This window comes from Dechloromonas sp. TW-R-39-2, assembly GCF_016864195.1.
Classification (GTDB): domain Bacteria; phylum Pseudomonadota; class Gammaproteobacteria; order Burkholderiales; family Rhodocyclaceae; genus Azonexus.
The window spans coordinates 917,551-936,533 of record NZ_CP045202.1 but is presented as its reverse complement, the minus strand read 5'-3'; the positions used below and the strand labels follow the sequence as shown (position 1 = coordinate 936,533).

Annotated in this window: 21 protein-coding genes; 7 read left to right on the top strand and 14 right to left on the bottom strand. The window is 62.0% G+C overall.

What is annotated here, in order from left to right; genetic code table 11:
- The first annotated feature begins 264 nt into the window (after nt 1–264).
- Together GBK02_RS04570 and infA are read left to right on the top strand one after the other, a co-directional pair.
- The gene (locus GBK02_RS04570; protein ID WP_203468572.1) at nt 265–1,143 is read left to right on the top strand and encodes a transglutaminase family protein; all 879 of its coding nucleotides are present in this window, start codon (nt 265–267) and stop codon (nt 1,141–1,143) included.
- A 31-nt stretch (nt 1,144–1,174) separates the two neighbouring features.
- Nucleotides 1,175–1,432, top strand: coding sequence for a translation initiation factor IF-1 (gene infA / locus GBK02_RS04565; RefSeq protein WP_203468571.1), 258 nt, complete (start codon nt 1,175–1,177; stop codon nt 1,430–1,432).
- Here the strand turns inward: infA and GBK02_RS04560 are convergent.
- The 5 genes from GBK02_RS04560 to rsmI all read right to left on the bottom strand — a co-directional run bounded on the left by GBK02_RS04560 (nt 1,429) and on the right by rsmI (nt 5,078).
- Complete coding sequence (locus GBK02_RS04560; RefSeq protein ID WP_203468570.1) at nt 1,429–1,839, bottom strand: DUF1294 domain-containing protein; 411 nt, start codon at nt 1,837–1,839, stop codon at nt 1,429–1,431. The two genes, infA and GBK02_RS04560, sit on opposite strands and share 4 nt — an antisense overlap.
- A gap of 9 nt (nt 1,840–1,848) precedes the next feature.
- Entirely contained in the window at nt 1,849–2,634 is a 786-nt protein-coding gene (locus tag GBK02_RS04555; RefSeq protein WP_203468569.1) for a DUF3025 domain-containing protein, read from the bottom strand.
- Nucleotides 2,631–3,071, bottom strand: a complete 441-nt coding sequence (locus tag GBK02_RS04550; protein ID WP_203468568.1) for a hypothetical protein — start codon at nt 3,069–3,071, stop codon at nt 2,631–2,633. Before GBK02_RS04550 ends, GBK02_RS04555 begins: the two co-directional genes overlap by 4 nt.
- 11 nt (nt 3,072–3,082) lie before the next feature.
- Nucleotides 3,083–4,114 (bottom strand): dihydroorotase, encoded by a 1,032-nt coding sequence (gene pyrC, locus GBK02_RS04545; protein ID WP_203468567.1) that lies wholly within the window; start codon nt 4,112–4,114, stop codon nt 3,083–3,085.
- Between the two features lie 112 nt (nt 4,115–4,226).
- Nucleotides 4,227–5,078, bottom strand: a complete 852-nt coding sequence (gene rsmI, locus GBK02_RS04540) for a 16S rRNA (cytidine(1402)-2'-O)-methyltransferase (protein ID WP_203468566.1) — start codon at nt 5,076–5,078, stop codon at nt 4,227–4,229.
- 9 nt (nt 5,079–5,087) lie between these two features.
- Between rsmI and GBK02_RS04535 the strand changes: the two genes are divergently transcribed.
- The 4 genes from GBK02_RS04535 to GBK02_RS04520 are packed head-to-tail and all read left to right on the top strand — an operon-like array spanning nt 5,088 to nt 7,095.
- Nucleotides 5,088–5,459, top strand: coding sequence for a YraN family protein (locus GBK02_RS04535; RefSeq protein ID WP_203468565.1), 372 nt, complete (start codon nt 5,088–5,090; stop codon nt 5,457–5,459).
- A complete protein-coding gene (locus GBK02_RS04530; protein WP_203468564.1) occupies nt 5,437–5,799 on the top strand; it encodes an HIRAN domain-containing protein in 363 nt (120 codons plus the stop codon). The genes GBK02_RS04535 and GBK02_RS04530 overlap by 23 nt, the downstream gene beginning before the upstream one ends.
- 40 nt (nt 5,800–5,839) lie before the next feature.
- Nucleotides 5,840–6,430: a phosphoheptose isomerase gene (locus GBK02_RS04525; protein WP_203468563.1), complete on the top strand. Its 591-nt coding sequence runs from the start codon at nt 5,840–5,842 to the stop codon at nt 6,428–6,430.
- On the top strand, nt 6,427–7,095 hold the full coding sequence (locus GBK02_RS04520) for a BON domain-containing protein (protein ID WP_203468562.1): 669 nt from the start codon (nt 6,427–6,429) through the stop codon (nt 7,093–7,095). The genes GBK02_RS04525 and GBK02_RS04520 overlap by 4 nt, the downstream gene beginning before the upstream one ends.
- 88 nt (nt 7,096–7,183) lie before the next feature.
- On the opposite strand, the gene GBK02_RS04515 is transcribed toward GBK02_RS04520, so the two are convergent.
- The 3 genes from GBK02_RS04515 to GBK02_RS04505 are packed head-to-tail and all read right to left on the bottom strand — an operon-like array spanning nt 7,184 to nt 10,894.
- Nucleotides 7,184–9,001: a TRAP transporter large permease subunit gene (locus GBK02_RS04515; protein WP_203468561.1), complete on the bottom strand. Its 1,818-nt coding sequence runs from the start codon at nt 8,999–9,001 to the stop codon at nt 7,184–7,186.
- 3 nt (nt 9,002–9,004) lie between these two features.
- Nucleotides 9,005–10,009 carry a TRAP transporter substrate-binding protein DctP gene (gene dctP, locus GBK02_RS04510; protein WP_203468560.1) on the bottom strand — a complete coding sequence of 335 codons (1,005 nt, stop codon included), beginning with the start codon at nt 10,007–10,009 and terminating at the stop codon, nt 9,005–9,007.
- Between the two features lie 24 nt (nt 10,010–10,033).
- Nucleotides 10,034–10,894, bottom strand: coding sequence for a TRAP transporter TatT component family protein (locus GBK02_RS04505; protein ID WP_239003171.1), 861 nt, complete (start codon nt 10,892–10,894; stop codon nt 10,034–10,036).
- Between the two features lie 268 nt (nt 10,895–11,162).
- Here GBK02_RS04505 and GBK02_RS04500 point away from each other — a divergent pair, with 268 nt between their 5' ends.
- Nucleotides 11,163–13,028 (top strand): potassium transporter Kup, encoded by a 1,866-nt coding sequence (locus GBK02_RS04500; RefSeq protein WP_203468558.1) that lies wholly within the window; start codon nt 11,163–11,165, stop codon nt 13,026–13,028.
- 14 nt (nt 13,029–13,042) lie between these two features.
- Here GBK02_RS04500 and GBK02_RS04495 read toward each other — a convergent pair whose 3' ends face one another.
- The 6 genes from GBK02_RS04495 to GBK02_RS04470 all read right to left on the bottom strand — a co-directional run bounded on the left by GBK02_RS04495 (nt 13,043) and on the right by GBK02_RS04470 (nt 18,982).
- Nucleotides 13,043–15,109 carry an ATP-binding protein gene (locus GBK02_RS04495; RefSeq protein ID WP_203468557.1) on the bottom strand — a complete coding sequence of 689 codons (2,067 nt, stop codon included), beginning with the start codon at nt 15,107–15,109 and terminating at the stop codon, nt 13,043–13,045.
- A 9-nt stretch (nt 15,110–15,118) separates the two neighbouring features.
- Complete coding sequence (locus GBK02_RS04490; protein ID WP_203468556.1) at nt 15,119–15,955, bottom strand: phosphate/phosphite/phosphonate ABC transporter substrate-binding protein; 837 nt, start codon at nt 15,953–15,955, stop codon at nt 15,119–15,121.
- 97 nt (nt 15,956–16,052) lie between these two features.
- Entirely contained in the window at nt 16,053–16,475 is a 423-nt protein-coding gene (locus GBK02_RS04485) for a nuclear transport factor 2 family protein (protein ID WP_203468555.1), read from the bottom strand.
- Between the two features lies 1 nt (nt 16,476).
- A complete protein-coding gene (locus GBK02_RS04480) occupies nt 16,477–17,232 on the bottom strand; it encodes an SDR family oxidoreductase (RefSeq protein ID WP_203468554.1) in 756 nt (251 codons plus the stop codon).
- Nucleotides 17,229–17,762 (bottom strand): DUF3833 domain-containing protein, encoded by a 534-nt coding sequence (locus GBK02_RS04475; RefSeq protein ID WP_203468553.1) that lies wholly within the window; start codon nt 17,760–17,762, stop codon nt 17,229–17,231. Before GBK02_RS04475 ends, GBK02_RS04480 begins: the two co-directional genes overlap by 4 nt.
- Nucleotides 17,759–18,982 carry an MFS transporter gene (locus GBK02_RS04470; protein ID WP_203468552.1) on the bottom strand — a complete coding sequence of 408 codons (1,224 nt, stop codon included), beginning with the start codon at nt 18,980–18,982 and terminating at the stop codon, nt 17,759–17,761. Before GBK02_RS04470 ends, GBK02_RS04475 begins: the two co-directional genes overlap by 4 nt.
- Between the last annotated feature and the right edge of the window lies 1 nt (nt 18,983).

Below are 18,983 nucleotides of genomic sequence, written 5' to 3'. Positions count from 1 at the left end.
AATACCACAAAACAGCAGGCAAGGGATTGAATATCCGGACATTTTCCTTGCCACACCGAAACTGCCCGCGTAAGATGCGGGCAGTCTTGAACCGCAAGGTTTCAGCCGTATCGTTCTGCCCGCGTAAATGCTGTCTCCCTGCCGTGCCTTCGATTGACGAACTGCCGGCATCCCGAACTGATCATTTCCCCGTCGCAAAGCGCCTTAAACGGTCCGCAGACCGGCCTCCCCGAGGCTGCATGCTGGCCACACCACAGGGAATTCATGGTTCGCATCCAGTTCGCAATCGATCTTCAATATGAACTGAGCTATCCCGGCGCCGATTTTGTCTTCAATATCCACGCCGCCCAGACGAAATCCCAGTCCATCGTCAGCGAGCAGCTGCAAATCAGCCAGCCGGTTGCCAGCAACATCCAGACCGACCCGGCCACCCGCGCCCGTTACCTCCGCCTGAACGCAGCCCCCGGTCCGCTGCATATCAGCTACCAGGCCACCGTTGACATCGACCAGCACATTGGTAACCCGGACAATATTCCGGAAACCCCCGTAGCGCAGTTGCCGCTTTCAGCGCTGGCCTATATCTACCCAAGTCGCTATTGCCAGTCGGATCGCCTGGCCAACCTTGCGATGCGCGAATTCGGCCTGCTCGACAAGGGCTACCGCCGCGTCGAAGCGATCCGCAACTGGGTCAATCAGCACGTCACTTTCCGCGGCAACACCAGCAACTCGGCCACCTCGGCGCTCGACACCCTGACCGACCGCGTCGGCGTCTGCCGCGATTTTGCCCACCTGATGATCGCCATCTGCCGCGCCCTGAGCATTCCGGCGCGCTTTACGACCGGCATCGACTACGGTGCTGACCCGGCGCTCGGCCCGACCGACTTCCACGCCTATGTCGAAGTCTTCCTCGGCGACCGCTGGTATTTGTTTGACCCGTCCGGAACAGCCATCCCGATGGGTTTTGTCCGCCTCGGCACTGGCCGCGATGCGGCCGACGTTTCCTTCGCCACCATTTTTGGCGGCGTCACCTCACTGCCACCGCTCATTGCGGTGAGCGCCATCACCGAACCCGGCCAGGCGTGGGAACTGCCCCGCCACCGTCCGGAAGCCTTGTCGACCGATAGCGCGGTCGACGCCGGCTGAAACCCGAATCACATTTACAGGAGAACTACCCTTGGCAAAAGAAGAACTGCTTGAAATGCAAGGCGTCGTCAATGACGTGCTACCCGACACCCGCTTCCGCGTCACGCTGGAAAACGGTCACGAACTGATCGCCTACACCTCCGGCAAGATGAAGAAGAACCACATCCGCATCCTGGTCGGTGACAAGGTCACGCTCGAACTCTCGCCTTACGATCTGTCCAAAGGCCGCATCACCTTCCGTCACATCGAAAACCGCGGCGCACCGGCTCCGCAGCGCCGCCGCTACTAAGCGCCGGCCAGGCGTGACAGGAAGGCCCGCCCAAACGGCGAGGCCAGCCAGACCAAACCTGCCACGTTGAACAGTACTGTTGCCCAGAATGCCGAGCGAAACTCGGCTTTCACCGATTTATGGCGCAACAGTTGCTGGGCGAGCAAGGCCCCCGGCCAGCCGCCGATCAAAGCCAGGATGTGCAGCGTATTCTCGGGCGTGCGTCGCCCGCCGCGTCCGGCTGCCTGTTTGTCGGCGGCGTAAGCCAGAAAACACAGCAGACTGGCCAGCAGATAGAACGCCGCGACGACCGGCGGCAAGCGCCAGAAAAAAATCAACGCCGGCAACAAAACAAGAAAACCGGAAATGGCCCACCACGTCGGGCCAGTGCTTGGCCCACGCCGGTTCACCTTACGCCGGCCAGCCATCCGCACCATTCAGTTGGCGCGGTCTACACGTCGCCCCGGCCGGAATTGCCAGGTGTCGTCGTAGTAAGCCGGATCTTCGCTCTCGGCGGTTACGCCGGGAATGCCGAGCAGCGGTAACGGCTGGAAGTCGCGCGGGCGGGTGTAGCGGCCACTGGCCAAATCGGCAGCCAGACGTGTGTCGACCGCAGCGACCAGCGTCTCTGGCGAATACTGAAGCCAGTCCTCACTCACCTCGTAAAGCACGGCCTTGGCGGTCAGGCCGCGAAATGGCTGGAGCAATTGCTCGTAAGTCGCATGACCGAAAATGACGAAGCGCATGCATTTTTCGACCTCGTCCCGATGCTCGACAAACAATGCCTTCCAGGCAAACTGGCGGAGCATTTCGAGCAAGGCCGACCGAGTCGACAGCACGACAATGCCGCACTCGTCGAAGTGGGTCAGCGCATCACGCGTCGTACCGCGCAACTCGCCGACCGGCGTCATCGCCTGGACGTGCGAAGCACTGACGGCATTCTTGGTTTTCGGGAAAGTCAGCCAGACCAGGGCGTTGAAGAAATCATGCCAGTGATTGACGCGCGTCGCGACCTGCCCGGTTTCCCAGATACGGCATTCGTAGACCGCGCCATCCGTCGGCGGCGGGACGAAACGCACCGGATGCGAACAACCGTCGACCAACACAGGAAAACGTTCTGCCAACTCGGCAACCGCGGCGGTATCCGGGGCGGAAGGCAGGAGATCGAGCCAGCGCCGCACGGGAAAAAACAGCGGCGAGGCACAAGGATGGCGCTCGCTCACTCGGCCGGCTTGTCTTCCGCCTCGGCCTCTTCCTTGACGAAGACCAGTTGGCCATTTTTCGGACGGAAAGTCCCGATGAACTTGCCCATGCCTTCAGGCGGCTCGGCATCCATCTTGATGAAGTTTTCGCAGGTTTGCGTTTCGGTCACATAGAGGCGCTTGCCGACCTTGACGATGAACGCGCCGGACGGCGCCTGGTAAATCTCGACCTTGGCGTTCGGCGAACCGCTGCCCATCGGGTGGCGCCGCATGCAGGTCGGCATGCGCGAGACGACCAGATAGAAATTGACCTTGTTTTCCCAGAAATAGGGCTGCTCGCGAATCAACGACAGGACATGCTCGCGGGTATTGTCGATCTCATAGGTCGCGCCATCATTGACGCAGGCGCTCAGCAAGGGAACGGCCAACAGCGGCAGGAGAAGATGGCGCAGACGCATGATGATTTTCCTCAGAGCATTTTCCAGGGCAGCGTTTCACCGGCCCGCAGGGGCACGATGCTGTCACTGCTGATGTACGGATAGCTGTCCGGCACCGGCCAATCCTGCTTGATCAGCGTAATTTTCTCGCTGTTGCGCGGCAGGCCGTACCAATCCGGGCCGTTGAAGCTGGCAAATGCTTCCAACTGGTCGAGCGCCCCGGCCTGCTCGAAGGCTTCGGCATAGAGTTCGATCGCGGCATAGGCCGTGTAGCAACCGGCGCACCCACAGGCGGCTTCCTTGGCGCCCTTGGCATGCGGCGCCGAATCGGTGCCGAGGAAAAATTTCGGGCTGCCCGAAACTGCTGCGGCGACCAACGCCTCGCGGTGCGTTTCGCGCTTGAGCACCGGCAGGCAATACCAGTGCGGCCGCACGCCGCCCTGGAAGATAGCGTTACGGTTGTAGAGCAGATGATGCGCGGTGATCGTGGCTGCCACGGTCGACGGTGCTGCCGCGACAAATTCGGCGGCATCCTGGGTGGTGATGTGTTCCATCACGACCTTCAATTTCGGAAAACGCTGAGTCAGCGGCAGAAGCACCGTGTCGATGAACATTTTCTCGCGATCGAACAGGTCGACCGCAGGATCGGTCACTTCGCCATGCACGAGCAGCGGCAAACCGACGCGCTCCATTTCGGCCAGTGTGTCGTACGCCTTGGCAATATCGGTCAGGCCGGCATCGGAATTGGTCGTGGCGCCCGCCGGATAAAGTTTGACGGCCTTGACGAAACCAGAGGCGGCCGCCTTGGCAATTTCAGCGGCCGGCGTGTTGTCAGTCAGGTAGAGCGTCATCAGCGGCTCGAACCTCATGCCGGCCGGCACAGCAGCCAGGATGCGCTGGCGATAGGCCGCCGCCTGCTCGACCGTGGTGACCGGCGGCTTCAAATTGGGCATGACGATGGCGCGGCCAAACTGGCGTGCGGTGTGCGGCAGCACGGCGGCAAGTGCCTCGCCATCGCGCAGATGAAGGTGCCAGTCGTCGGGTCGGGTGAGGGTGATTTGCATACAAATTTCTCTGAATGATTAAGCTGATTTTAACAGGGCAGCGCCAATCCTGGCGCGCTCACACCCTGTGAAAACAGGGGATGGAAGCGGCACGCGAGACCCAGGCTGCACCTCAGGCATCAGCCGCCGCTTGCTTGAGCACCAGCGCACGCTCGTAAAGCGCATTCTTGGCAGCGCCGGTAATTGCCGCAGCCAGTTTGCTGGCTTGCTTGACCGGCAGCCCTTCGGCCAGCAGCAGGCCGAGCACCCGCTCACCTTCGCCGTCATCGGCATCGGCCGGCGCACCGGAGACCATCAGGACAAATTCGCCGCGCTGCCGGTTGCCGTCTTCCTTCAGCCAGTCGAGTGCCGCGGTCAACGGGCAGGAATGGATCGATTCGAACATCTTGGTCAGCTCACGGCCGATCACCAGCGTCCGCTCGCCGAGCACTGCCGCGAGGTCGGCCACCGTTTCGAGGATGCGGTGCGGCGCCTCGTAAAAAACCAGCGCACAAGGGTATTCGCGCAAAGCCTCGATGGCCTGGCGGCGCTGCCCACCCTTGCTGGGCAGAAATCCATAAAACAAAAAATGCTCATCGAGCAGGCCGGAGGCCGACAAAGCCGTTGTCGCCGCACACGGCCCCGGCAAAGGCACAACCTTGCACCCCGCCGCCCGCACCGCCGCAACGACGCGCGCCCCCGGATCGGAAATACCCGGCGTACCCGCATCGGAAATCAGCGCCACGGCCTCGCCCGCCTGCAGGCGCTCGACAATCCGGGCAGCGGCCTCATGCTCATTGTGCTGGTGCGCCGGCAGCGTCCGGGCCTGCGAGCCCAGTTGCTTGAGCAAGGGGCCGCTGTGCCGGGTATCTTCGGCGGCAACCCAGGGCACCGTGCGCAAAATCTCTTCGGCTCGACGCGTCAGATCGGCAAGGTTCCCAAGCGGGGTCGGGACGACATACAATTCGGCATATTCTTTTGTCATTTTTCCGGCATGCGGGCAAAAACAGACGATACCACCACCCAGCGAGGGCGCGAAGCCGAAACACTGGCGGCTCGCGTGCTGGAACGCCACGGTCTACGCATTCTCGAACGCAATTTCCGGATTCGCGGCGGAGAAATCGACCTGATCTGTCGCGACGGTTCGACACTGGTCTTTGTCGAAGTCCGCCTGCGCAGCCGCAGCGACTTCGGCGGCGCCGGTGCCAGCATCACCACCAGCAAGCAGCGGCGCATCATTCTGGCGGCCCGGCATTACCTCGCTGGCAAGCCCGAGTGCGATTGCCGTTTCGACTGCATCCTGCTCGACCGGCTTGACGAGAAGCATCTCGAATGGGTCCGCCATGCGTTTTCTGCTGACGCTTAACCTCCTCTGGCTTGGCATGGCGCATGCCGACTCACTGCACATGCTGATCCAGAGTTCGCCACTGGCCGGCAGCCAGTATTACGCGGTCGACGAACGCTGGCGCGAGATGAAGGTCGGCGATCGACTGGCCCTGATCCGCGAACCGGGCAACCGGCACGATCCCAACGCCATTCGGGTTGAATGGCGCGGCCACAAGCTGGGCTACGTCCCGCGAGCCGAAAACCGTCCGGTCGCCGCGGCGATGGACCAAGGCGATCGCCTGCTCGCCCGCATTTCGCGCCTGCGCGACGAAGCCGACCCATGGCGCCGGGTCGAGTTCGAGGTCTTCGCCGAGCTGTGATGTAGAATGACCCGGTTACCAGCCCCAACCAGCTAAAAATATGGATCTCATCGCCCGCGTTGCCAAGCATTTCGAAGACAGTGCCCACACCAAGCTCGACGCCATCGAGATGATGGCCGCCCCGATTGCTGCCGGCATCGAAACCCTGTTCAACAGCCTGATCAACGGCGGCAAGATTCTCGCCTGCGGCAACGGCGGCTCGGCGGGAGACTCCCAGCATTTCGCAGCCGAACTGATCGGACGTTTTGAAGCGGAGCGCCAGGAACTGGCGGCCATCGCACTGACCACCGACAGCTCGATCCTGACGGCCGTCGGCAACGATTACTCGTTCAACCAGATTTTCTCCAAGCAAGTACGCGGTCTCGGCCACGCCGGCGACGTACTGCTCGCCATTTCCACCTCCGGCAATTCGGCCAACGTGATCGAAGCGATCAAGGCGGCGCACGATGCCGACATGATCGTGGTCGCACTGACCGGCAAAGGCGGCGGCCTGATCGGCGAAATGCTGCGCGACGACGACATCCATCTGTGCGTTCCGGCCGACCGGACGGCACGCATCCAGGAAACCCACCTGCTGGTCATCCATTGCCTGTGCGATGGGATCGACGCCCTGCTCCTCGGAGGTGAATGATGCATAAATTCAAACTCGGCCTCGGCGCCGCCGCCCTGATTCTGGCCCTGCCGATGCTCCAGGGCTGCATTCCGGCGGTCATCGCCACCGGCGCTGCGGCCGGCGTGATGAGCGCCCACGACCGCCGCTCGACCGGCACCCAGACGGACGACGAAACGACCGAATGGAAGGCCGCCCAGGCCGTTCCCGAAAAATACAAGGCCCTGGCCCATATCAACTACACGGCCTACAACCGCCGCGTGCTGATTACCGGCGAGGTTTCGAGCGAAGAAGCCAAGGCCATCGTCGGAGAACAAACCGGCAAGCTCGAAGGTGTACGCGAAGTGTTCAACGAGCTGGCCATCGCACCGGCCTCAGCCCTCGGCAATCGCAGCAACGACGCCTACATCACCTCCAAGCTGAAAGCTCGCCTGGTCGACTCGAACCAGCTCTCGGCCAACCACATCAAGGTTGTCACCGAAGCCGGCATCGCCTACCTGATGGGCATCGTCACCGAACGCGAAGCCAAGGTTGCCGTCGCCATCGCCCGCACGACCGACGGCGTACGCAAGGTGGTCAATGTGATGGAAGTCGTCAGCGACGCCGACGTTCGCCGGATCGACAGCAGCGCCCCCGGCGGCGCCCGCACGGCACCGGCCCAGACGGCGCCGGTTGAAACGCGTTAAACAACCGTAGAAAACTCATTGCGAACCGCGCGCGGCAATCCGGCAAGCCTCTTGCCGCGCAGTTCGCAATGAAGACCCCGGCCTTGCGCTAACGCATGCCGGCCAGCCCCGGCAACCAGGTCGCCAGCCCTGGCACCAGCGAAATCAGCAGCGCCCCGGCAAACATGGCAGCGACCGCCGGCAGAACGGAAGCCGCCACGTAGCGAATCGGCTTATCGAACATGGCCGAAGCAAAATAAAGGTTCATCCCGGCCGGCGGACAGAGAAAACCCATCTCGATATTGGCCAGGAAAATCACCCCGAAGTGCACCGGATCAATCCCGTAAGCCAGTGCAACCGGCAATAACAGCGGCACCAGCACGATAATCGCGGCATAAATTTCCATCAACGCCCCGGCCAGCAGCAGGAACAGGTTCAGTGCCACCAGGAAGGCCAGCTTGTTCGGCAGCATCGACTGAACCCAGTCGATCGCCGCATCGGGAACGCCGGCATCGACCAGGAAATTGGTCAGCCCCAAGGCCATGCCAAGGATCAGCATGATGCCGCCAATCACTTCGGCACAGTGGGCCAGCGCCTGGCGCAAGAGCGGCCAGTCAAGCTCGCGATGCGCCATCGACTGGGTCAGCAAGGCGTAAAGCGCCGTCAGGGCGGCACTTTCGGTCGGTGTCGCAACGCCTCCAACGAGCGAACCGATCGCCACGAAAGGGGCCAGGATTTCCCATTTGGCCGCCCAGGCAGCGGCTCGTATTTCTGCAAAACCGGCACGCGGAACGGCGTTGACCGCGACAGTCCTGGTTTTCAGATAACCCCCGATCAGCAGCAGGCAGCCGACCATCACGACCGCCGGCAACAGACCGGCGAGGAACAGGGTGTTGATCGGCACGCGGGCAATGATGGCGTACATGATCAAAGGCACCGATGGCGCCAGCAGGACACCCAGCGCACTGGCGCTGGTCACCAGACTGATGCCCCGCCGCTCGGGGAACCCGGCCTGGTTGAGCAAGGGCAAGAGCAAGCCGCCCAGCGCCAGGATGGTCACCCCGCTGCCGCCGGTAAAGGCCGTGAAAAACGAGCAGAGGACAGCCGCCGCAATGGCCGTACCGCTGACACCGCCACCGAACAGCGAGCGGAACAGATGACCAAGCCGCCCGGCCGCACCGGTCCGGGCGAAGAGCAAGCCGGCCAGCGTAAACAGGGGCAGCGCCGGCAACGATGGATTAACAGTAATCTGGTAATGACTCAGCGGAACCGAGGCCAGCGGCTGGCCGTCCATCCAGAAGAGCGCCAGCGCCAGCCCGCCAAGCACGGCAAAGACGGGAGCCCCGCACCAGAGAATCGCCAGCAGCCAGCAGACAAACGGCCAGACCGGCAGGGTCGCGCCGTCAAAATAGCGCGCAAAGCAGAAGCCGCCGAGCGGCAGGAGCACCGCCCCCAGGGCGCGCGGAACGGTTTTTGACGACAGACGGGCGGCCATTCTCAAACCAAGCCAGGCAAAGCCGAACGGCATCGCCAGTTGGACCAGCCAGCCGGGAATGCCGTACGCCAGGTCGCGGGGAGCCTCCATCTCGCTCGCCACGAAGCGCCAGCACGCTTCGGCCAACATCCCGCAAAGGAGCGCAGAACTGACCCGGGCAAAAGCCTGAGCGGAGGCCTGCACGCGGCGGTTGCCCGAAGCAGCCAGTCCGCTGCCGAGCGTACTGAGGTGTCCGCCGCGCTCGGCCAGCAAGGCGCCGAACATGGCCAGCACCAGGCCCAGATGCTGGACCAGCAAAGGCGCATTCTCGATCCCCTGGCCGAACACGGGACGCAGTCCCATTTCGAGCAGGGGAATCAGCAACATCAAGCCGAGCGCAGCCGAGGCCAGCCATTCGTCAAAACGCCCCAGGCGAGGCAAGATGCCGGGCATCGCTTACTTGCCTTTACCGTTGCGATAGGTTTTGAGGTGGCCAACGACCTCGTCGAAAGTCTCGGCCGGCACCATCTTGCCCCGCACCTTGGGATAAAGCTGGGCCGCCAGCGCCTGCCACTCCTTCATTTGTTCCGGATTTGGGGTGTTGACCGCAAGACCCCGTTTTTTCATCGCCTCGACCGCCTCATCAACCTCCTGACGCGCCCGGGCCCGGATTTGCGCGCCGGCCTTTTCACCGGCCTCGCGAACCTGGGCCTGCACCTCGGGTGACATTTCATCCCAGGATTTGCGAGTCACCACCAAGGCCCCGACAATCGGCGCCCAGTTGAGATCGAGCATGTTCGGCGCACTGTTATAGATCTGGGTGGCCAGCGCGAAATAGGGCGTCGATGGCACCGCGTTGATCATGCCCGTCTGGATGGCCGGCAGGATATCGCCGGTTTCCAGCGGCACCGGCGTATAGCCGAGATTCTTCATGATCTCCTGCTGCTCGAGTTCGCTGCCCCAGGCAAAAAACTTCATCTTCTTGTAGTCATCCGGCCGCAGCCCTGGCGCCTTTGAGAAAAACCGCACCCAGCCGGCATCGCCCCAGGCCAATACGACAAATCCCTTGTCGAAGAATTTTTTCTCCATCGCCGGGCGCATTTTTTCGCGCACGTAATCGACCTCATCCCAACTGTTGAACATCAGCGGCATGGCCTGCAGCGCAGCAATCGACGGCTCGATCTCGCGCAACCCCACCACCGAGAGCAGCCCGCCCTGCAACTGGCCGATGCGCATCCGGCGCACCATGTCGGTTTCTCCGCCCTGACTGCCATCGGGATAAACCAGGTACTTCGCCCCCCCGCCCTGGGCCGTCCGCCAGGTTTCGCCCAAAGTCATCAACTGGCGGTGATAGAGCGAATTTTTCGGTGCCAGAGTGCCAATCTTCAACTGCTTGTCGGCGCCCCACACATGGCATGCCAGCAATCCGCCCAGAAGCAGTGCGATCCATTTGTTGTTCATTTTCTCTCCGCTTGTTTTCGTCATTCAGAACAGATCGTCAGCCTTGCTCAACAACCAGGCAGCGCGCTGACGCATCACTTCGTTTTGCACGGCCAGTGGGCTGCCCGCGGCCTCCCGGATGGCCAGCGCCTGCCGGAGCAAGACTTCGAACATCGGACGATCGCCGCCCGGCAAGGCGTAGCCCTCGGCTTTGGCGACCAGCGCCGCAGCGCCGGTGCCGCCAGAGTCGCGAATAGCCTGGTCGAAATAGCGCAAGGCCAGCACCGGGCTCCCCCCCGGACGGGCCGCCTCGAAGCTGCCCATCAGGCCACTCAGCGCCCCCTGCCCCCAGGTGGGATCGACACGCCAGGCGGCCTCGGTCAGACGAATGGCCTGCGGCAAATCAGCCACGACATCAGGCTCATCCTTGCTCAAGGAAATCCAGCCGCCCCAGGAAGCTGCAGCCCAATAAGCCAGGCCGACCTGGGCCGGCTCGATGTGCAAGGTACCGCCCGGCGTGCTGCCGGCCAATACCGCAGTCAAACCGGGCTGGCTGATTTCAAGCGCCGTCATCGCATGGCGATGGGCTCGCGCATAAAGCCCGGCGGCCCGGCGGCGCAGTCGCTCGGCGGCACCAGCATCGGTCGCCTCGATCCGGTCGGCGTCAAAGGCCAGGAATGCATAGGCGTATTGCGTGAATCCAGCCGCCACGGCTTCGGCCAGGGCTCGATGTCCCGGCTGCTGGTGCAAAACCGTTTCCGACAACTTGAGATGAAACGGTGCTGCGTCGCGCAGCAGGATCAGATCGGTTTCATTACCCAACGCCGGGCTGGCCAGTTCATCCGCCAGGCTACCAACGACCAGCTGGCGCGGCGAGCAGGCAGAAAGCCCGATTCCGACCAGCACCGCAAGCACTCCCCGCCTGAACCAAGGTGTCTGTAAGCGCACTTTCATCCCGCCGTAACATGCCAATGGGCAGGCACACTAGCCGGCCGATGTTACAGCGCCGTGAAAGCTGCGTTTTACGCAAATCCGCTCACTTTAATGCCTCGTCATAGCCGCCCGGCGATATCAAACATGCCGGCAAAGTGCTAGATTCTTTGACTGACCCGAAAGCTGGCAAAAGCACGCGGACGGGCAGCAAAAATAGCGCCCAAGGCGCATCGGGGAAATCATGACAGCACATTCAAAAGCAGCACTTCCGGCAATCACCGTTGCCGCCATCGGCGTGGTCTTCGGCGACATCGGCACCAGTCCGCTCTATGCCCTGAAAGAAATCTTCAACGGCCACCACCCGATTCCGGTCACCCCGGAAAACATCCTCGGCATCCTGTCGATGGTCTTCTGGTCGATCGTCGCGCTAGTCTCGGTCAAATACGTCGCGATCATCATGCGGGCCGACAACCGGGGCGAAGGCGGCTCGCTCGCCTTGCTGGCGCTGATTACCGAACGAGCCAAAAATCCCCGCGTCTCCTGGGTGATTACCCTGCTCGGCATTTTTGCCGCCGCGCTGTTTTACGGCGACAGCATGATCACCCCGGCCATTTCGGTGCTTTCCGCCGTCGAAGGCATGGAACTGATCACACCGAAACTCACCCCTTATGTCATCCCGATCACGCTGACCATCATCACCGTCCTGTTCTTCATCCAGAAACGCGGCACCGGTACCGTCGGCATGTTCTTCGGCCCGATCATGGTCGCCTGGTTCGGCATTCTCGGCGTGCTCGGCGCGCTGGAAATCCTGCACAACCCGAGCGTGCTGCTGGCCCTGTTGCCAACCTACGCTTTCCACTTCATCCAGACCCACCCCGCCCTGGCCTTCCTCGCTCTCGGTTCGGTCGTGCTGGCCGTCACCGGCGGCGAAGCGCTGTATACCGATATGGGGCATTTCGGACGCTTCCCGATTCGTCTCGCCTGGTTTGGTTTCGTCATGCCGGCCCTGGTCCTCAACTACTTCGGCCAGGGCGCACTGCTGCTTGCCGAACCAGAGGCGATTGCCAGCCCCTTCTTTCACCTGGCACCCGACTGGGCCTTGATCCCGATGGTCATCCTGGCCACGGCAGCCACCGTCATTGCCTCGCAGGCGGTCATTTCAGGCGCCTTCTCCGTCGCCCGCCAATCGATCCAGATGGGGCTGTTGCCACGCATGCAGATCGTGCACACCTCGGGCCAGGAAGAAGGCCAGATCTACGTTCCCTTCACCAACTGGACACTCTATCTCGCCGTCGTTGCCCTGGTCATCGGCTTCAAGAACTCTTCCAACCTGGCGGCGGCCTACGGTATTGCCGTCACCGGTACCATGCTGATCGACACCATTCTCGTCGCTTTCGTGATGGTCCTGATGTGGCGCTGGAACATGCTGGTCGTCGGTCTGGTCGCCGGCCTGATGCTCGCCGTCGATATCGCCTTCTTTGCCGCCAACGCAATCAAGATTCCCGAAGGCGGCTGGTTCCCGATTGCCATGGGCATCATCTCCTTTACCGTGCTGACCACCTGGCGTCGCGGTCGACGCCTGGTTTCGCAGGAAATGGCCAAGCAAAGCATCCCGATGGACGACTTCATCAATGCCATCGACGACGTGCACCGGATCAACGGCACGGCCGTCTTCATGACCAGTTCCAAGGAAGGCGTGCCGGCTGCCCTGCTGCACAACCTGAAACACAACCAGGTACTGCACGACCGCGTCATCCTGCTGACTATCCAGACCACCGACACACCTTACGTGAACGACCTGGACCGCATCTTCATTCACGACATGAGCAAGGGCTTCAAGCGCCTGATCGTGCGCTACGGCTTCATGGAAAGCCCGGATGTGCCGGGTGCGCTGGAGCAATGCAAACGCTTTGGAGAACGCTTCGACCTGATGGAAACGACCTTCTACCTGTCTCGTGAAACCATCGTTCCGGCACTGACCAGAAAGTTTTCCCAGCCACGCGCGCGCCTGTTTGCCGTCATGTCGAAGAATGCGACCAGCGCCAGCGACTTTTTCAAGATACCGACCAATCGCGTGGTCGAACTGGGCACACAACTGGTGATCTGAACGCCGACCGGCGCTCAGGACGATGCGCCGGGTCGCGTCCAGTGACTCAGGCGCTCGAACAACTGCTCGGCCCTGATCGGTTTGGTAATGTAGTCATCCATGCCAGCCTCGATGCAGCGCTCCCGGTCGCCCTGCATGGCATTGGCCGTCATCGCGATGATCGGCACCGGCGGGCGATGTCCGGTACGCTCGGCCGCCCGAATCAGGCGCGCCGCTTCAATCCCGTCCATCACCGGCATCTGCATGTCCATCAGGACCACCGCGAACGATTGCCCGGCCAGCGTTTCAATCGCCTGCAACCCGTTTTCGGCCAGCGTCACGCAGTAACCCCGGCGCTCAAGCAACATGATCGCCAGCTTCTGGTTAACCGGATTGTCCTCGACCAGCAGCACCGCCAGCCCAGGCAAGTCCGCCGCCTCGGCCTGCGGCTCAGGCGGCACCGCCAACCCTGGCAAGTCCGGTGACGACACCGTCGCCCCTTCCCTGGCCGGCGCCGGCAAGGTGAAATAAAAACGACTGCCGACCCCAGGCGTACTCTCCACTGCCAATTCGCCGCCCAGCAACTCAACCAGACGACGCGTAATGCTCAAGCCCAGCCCCGTCCCGCCATACTTGCGGGTCGTCGAACCATCAGCCTGGGTAAAGGGATCAAAGACATGTGCCACTCTTTCCGGCGGAATCCCGATCCCGGTATCACGCACGGCAAAACACAACATGCGCGGCGCACCGGCCGGTTCAAGCATCGAAACCGAGAGAACAACCTCGCCCTGCTCGGTGAATTTGATGGCATTGCCCAGCAGATTGACGACAATCTGGCGAAAACGCACCGGGTCGGACACAAAGTCTTCCGGCAACTGCGGGCTGATCTCGGTCCGCAGCACCAGCCGCTTTTCACTGGCGCGCAACGCCATCGACTGAATCGTCTCCTGCACCGCCTGCTGCAAATTGCAGGAAATCAGTTCAACCGACAACATGCCGGCCTCGATTTTCGAAAAATCGAGGATGTCGTTGATGATAGTCAGCAGCGATTCGGAAGAAGCCTTGACGATATCGAGCAATTCCCGCTGCTCGCTATCCAGCCGGGAATCGAGCACCAGACCGGTCATCCCGATAATGCCGTTCATCGGCGTACGGATTTCGTGGCTCATGTTGGCAAGAAACTCGCTCTTCGCCCGATTGGCAAACTCGGCCGCCTCCTTCGCCTGCTCCAGCTCCAGGCGGCTGACTTCGCGTTCGGCAATCACCCGGGCAATGACGCGCGACAGCGCGGCAATATCCTCCGAACCATCCCGCCCATCCACTTCGCTGACATGCAGCAGGCTGGCCACAATTTCCCGCAACGATTTCAGGGCTTGTTCACGAGCCGCCAACTCGCTGCGCAAGCTGTTCGCCGTCCGCTGCAGCAACTCGAATGCGGGGCGGAATTCAAGCGGTACATCATCGATCAAGGCCGCCTCCGCCGCATTGCCGGCTGCATTACCCGCCGACGGGAAGTCGCGTTCGAAAGCACCGACCCGCTTCAGCGCCCCGAGCCAGTGGCGAAGCGGAAACCAGATCAGCAACAAGCCGCCCAGCAAGCTGACCAGGGCAAGCGCCACGGCCGCCCGAATCAAGTGCCACAGGCCATCGGCAATCAAATCGACGGAAAACGCCAGGCGCAACACGCCGTAATCCGCCCCGCCAACCGAAATGGTCCGATTGACATCGTAAAGCTGCTCGGCAATCCCCTCCTGCAGCCAGCCCGGTGCATGCGTCGGCGGAATCGAGGTGTTTTCGCTCTTGATCACTCCGCCCTCCAGATCGATGAACTTGGCGGAAGAAAACTGGGAGCGCATGATCGATTTATCCAGCGTGCGCTGGATGGTGTCGTAATCGCCGATCACCACGCTATCCGAGACAACCTGGGCCGCCACTTCGATCAGCATCGTCGCCGAACGCTGCGCCTCTTCGATCGCTTCGTTGTACTGGTATTGATAAAACAGGATCAGGCCGCTACCGACAAAAAGCAGCAAGGTCGCCGAATACAAGGCGTAGACCCGCGCAATCAGCGACCTCGGCAAGCAGTAGCGCAGCAGCTTCATGATCGGAACTCAGTGCGGGGTAGCCGGCACCGTCTGATAGAACCGGCGGTAGGAAGCATAGTCGGCACCCGTGGCAGGCAGGAAATAGGCTTGCGGATCAAGACCGACCTCCTGCGAGGCCTTGAGCAGGATGGCCTTGCCGACCGGGTCGCGATGCATGCCGACGAATGCCGAGGCAACCGCCTTGAGATCTTTTTCCGGCACCTTGCTCGAGGCCATCAGGGCCAGATCGTGGTAGCTCTCGGATGTCCACAAGACACGAAACTTTTTGCCTTCCTTGGCCGAATAACCATCGATCAAGGCTGAATTGCTCCCGACCGCCTTGGCCTTGCCGGCAAACATCTGGGCAAACGCCGCATTCTGGTTGCCGGCAAAAAGCGCCTTGACCTCGATATTCCTGGCCTGCAGATACCCCTGCGTCACCTTGTAGCCGATGAATGCTTCCGGCCCGGCAAACGCAACCTCCTGGCCTTTCAGCTCTTCCACCCGGGTGATCGGCGAATCGGCCGGGACCGCAATCTGCCCTTGCAGCGGCGGCGTCCAGCGCCGGCCGAAAACTTTCCAGCCCAGCTTCTCGCGCTCGGGGCTGAACAAATGGTTGGAAAAGACGAATTCGACTTCCTTGGCCAGCACATAAGCCGTCGTATCGGCCGATGTCCGGCCGATTTTCAGCTCAAGCCTGACGCCGCTTTGCTCGCTGACATACTTGATGATCGGATTCCAATACGCTGCCGTCTTGTTGATATCCCACTGATTGACCGGAGAAAATCGATAAACCGCATTTTGCGCGAAGGCCAATGCCGGAACCAGACAGACAAGCGCCACAAGCAGGGAGCGACCGAACATGTTAGAACTTTCCATGAAAATGGATGATTTGTAGATTTTACAACATTGTCGCCGTTTCATCCTGACAGCATTTCATGGCCGGCTGCCGCAACCCCGTTCAGGCTGCCAGCACCCGCCGCAAACCGCGCATCAGCAAGCCGATGGCCGGCAATTTGACATACAGCTCTTCGGCCGTATCCCAGTAGTCGCGGTGGTAATTGACCCGCCCATCCGGATCGAAACGCAGATGCGAAACACCGCGCATCATCTGCGTCTCACCCCTGCCCCAGAGACGCACCCGAAAGCAGAACTCCCAGACCAGCATCGCGCCGCCCTCATCGACCACCCGCTCGGTGACCACGAAACGAGGCTCATCGACCTGTTTGAACATGTGACTGAAAATGTGCTGGATGGCCGGTAGACCGCGCACTTCGTTGAACGGGTCCTTGAAAAAGGCATTCTCGGTGTAGAACGCCGGAAACCGAGCCACACTTTCCGGCGACAGGGTCTGGAAGAAGGCAATCAAGGCCTCGTGTTTCATTTCAACCTCCGGTCAAACGGCGAATCAGCGGGAAATACCAGCAGTAAGGCAAGTGGGCCAAAAGCTTCATGATCAGGGTGAAGCGTTTCGGGAAATGAATTTCGAAATGTCCGCTGCGAAACCCGTCGACCGCAGCAATCGCGGCTTGTTCCGGTGTCAGCAAGGCGGGCATGGCGAAATCGTTTTGGGCCGTCAATTGGGTGGCGACAAAGCCCGGATTGATCAGCCAGACACCGATACCTCGCGCCAGCAGGTCGAGGTGCAACACCTCGGCAAAATGGATCAAGGCGGCCTTGCCCGGGCCGTAGCACAAAGCCTTGGGCAAGCCGCGATAACCGGCCACGCTGGCAACGAAGGCGATACCGCCGCCAGCGCGGAGATCCGGCAAGACCGTTGCCGCGAGGCGCAGCGCGGCGTTGAAATTGACCGCCAGCACCCGCTCGGCAACCGCCAGATCGAAATCGTCGGCCCGCATCGGCACATAATCGCCAGCCAGATAAACCACCAGGTCGACGCCGCCCCAGCAATCAAGCAGCGTTTGCCGGGCCACGGCCAGCGCCTCACGGTCGGTCGCATCGCACGGCAGCAGCAGCGCACCGGCCACGCCGAGCGCCGTCAGTTTGTCGAGGCTGCGAGCCGAGACGGCAAGCCGCGTACCCCGCCGCGCCAGCTCGTGCGCCATGGCTGCACCGATGCCGCTCGACGCGCCAACCAGCCAGACGCGCTTGCCCTGCCACTCGCTGATTTTTGGGTTCATTGCCGGGCCTGCCGCTTGACGAAACTGAGCGTCACCTCACCGAGGTTGAAGCCCCATTTCGTCATGTAGGAGCGGTTGAGCATCACCGTGTCGTCGATCAGGAACATCCAGTCATCAAAATCAACGTGGATCACCTTGCCATCAACCGGCAAGGCCAGCACATAGCGCCAGCGCAAGGCATTGCCAGCCAGCTCGCCGATCGCCTCGCCAACGACATCGTCGGCCGTGCCGCGGTAACTACCATCCGGCTGCCGCTTCAAGGTCCATACCCGGCGCGAGACGGTGCCGTCCGACCATGTGAAGTTTTCGTCGAGCACGCCGGTATCGCCGCTCCACCGGGCGTCGATCACCACATGGAAGCGTTTCTTGACCTCGCCGGAGCGCCCCTGAAAGACACCCCAGGCGTCGAGCGTGCCGTTGAGGTAGGTTTTCAGGTCGAGCTCCGGCTGTTCGCTACGGTATTGCTCGACACCGGTCGAAGCACAGCCGCTCAGGCCGAGCGAAAGAAAGAGGGCGGCCAGTAGTTTCATGATGCAATCTCCAATGAATGACGCCAGCGCCAAAGCAGCAGCCCGGCCAGTGATTTGAAGGCCAGCGGCAGCAGCGCATAGGCAAGGCTCAGGGCGGCAAGCCCGGTGCCGCTGCCCGGTTGATAGCCCAGCATCGCCAGCAGGGGCAGGGAAAGACCGGCGGCCAGCGCGAGATTCAGCTTGGCGACGAAATTCCAGACGCCGAAGCAAGCGCCCGCTTGTCCCTGGCGTTCGCCGAGATCGGCCGCCATCGCCGCCGGCAAAGCCAGGTCGGCGCCCAGCGCCAGCCCGGAGGCAACGCAGATCACGGCAAACCCGGCCAGGTCGCCCGGCCCGATCAGGCTGGCTCCGGCAAAAGCCAGGATCGACAACACCATCGCCCCCAGCCAGGCGGTAACCCGTCCGAAACGAGCAGCCAGCCGGACCCAAAAGGGCAAGGAAACTGCCCCGGCGATGAAATAAACCGCCAGCAAGGGGCCGCCGGCCTGGGGCTGCAGCAGGATATCGGCGACGAAAAACAGGAACAGCGTGGCCGGCAAGGCGGCGGCAATCCCATTAGCGACAAAGACCAGCAGCAAGCGACGGAAAGGCTGATCGGCCAAGACACGGCGCAGGCTGGGCAGCAAGGGCTGCGCTACGGTAGGTTGCGGACGGGCCGCCGCATGCGTAGCAAAGGTGATCGCTGCGGCGACCATCAACAGCGGAAGAAAAACCCAGCCCAACCGGGCAACGCCCTGACTCGAATCGCTGGCCAGCAGCGCAGGCAGAGCCGCCGCCAGGACAACGCCGAGCAGGCCGAATCCCTCGCGTGCTGCGGTCAACCGGGTACGCAGCGCAGAATCAGTCCCGACATCCGTCCCCCACGCCTGGTAGGCCACGCTGGCCGCCGAAAAACCCAGGTAGGTCAGGGCCAGCGATGCGAGCAGCCAGAAGGCCGGGGCGACACCCGGCGGATTGAGCAAGGCAACGAAGCCGAGGGCGAAAGGCAACAGTGCGATGGCCACCATGCGCGGCCGCGAAACACGGTCGGCCAGCCAGCCGAGCCAGGGATCGATGCCGGCATCGAGCAAGCGGGCAGCCAGCAAAATGGCGCCAAGCACGGCGAGCGACAGGCCGGTTGTCTCGGCATAAAAATGCGGCACATGGACATAGACCGGCAAGGCGGCAAAGGCCAGCGGCAGGCCGAGCAGGCCGTACGACAGGACGCGGCCGCCATGCATC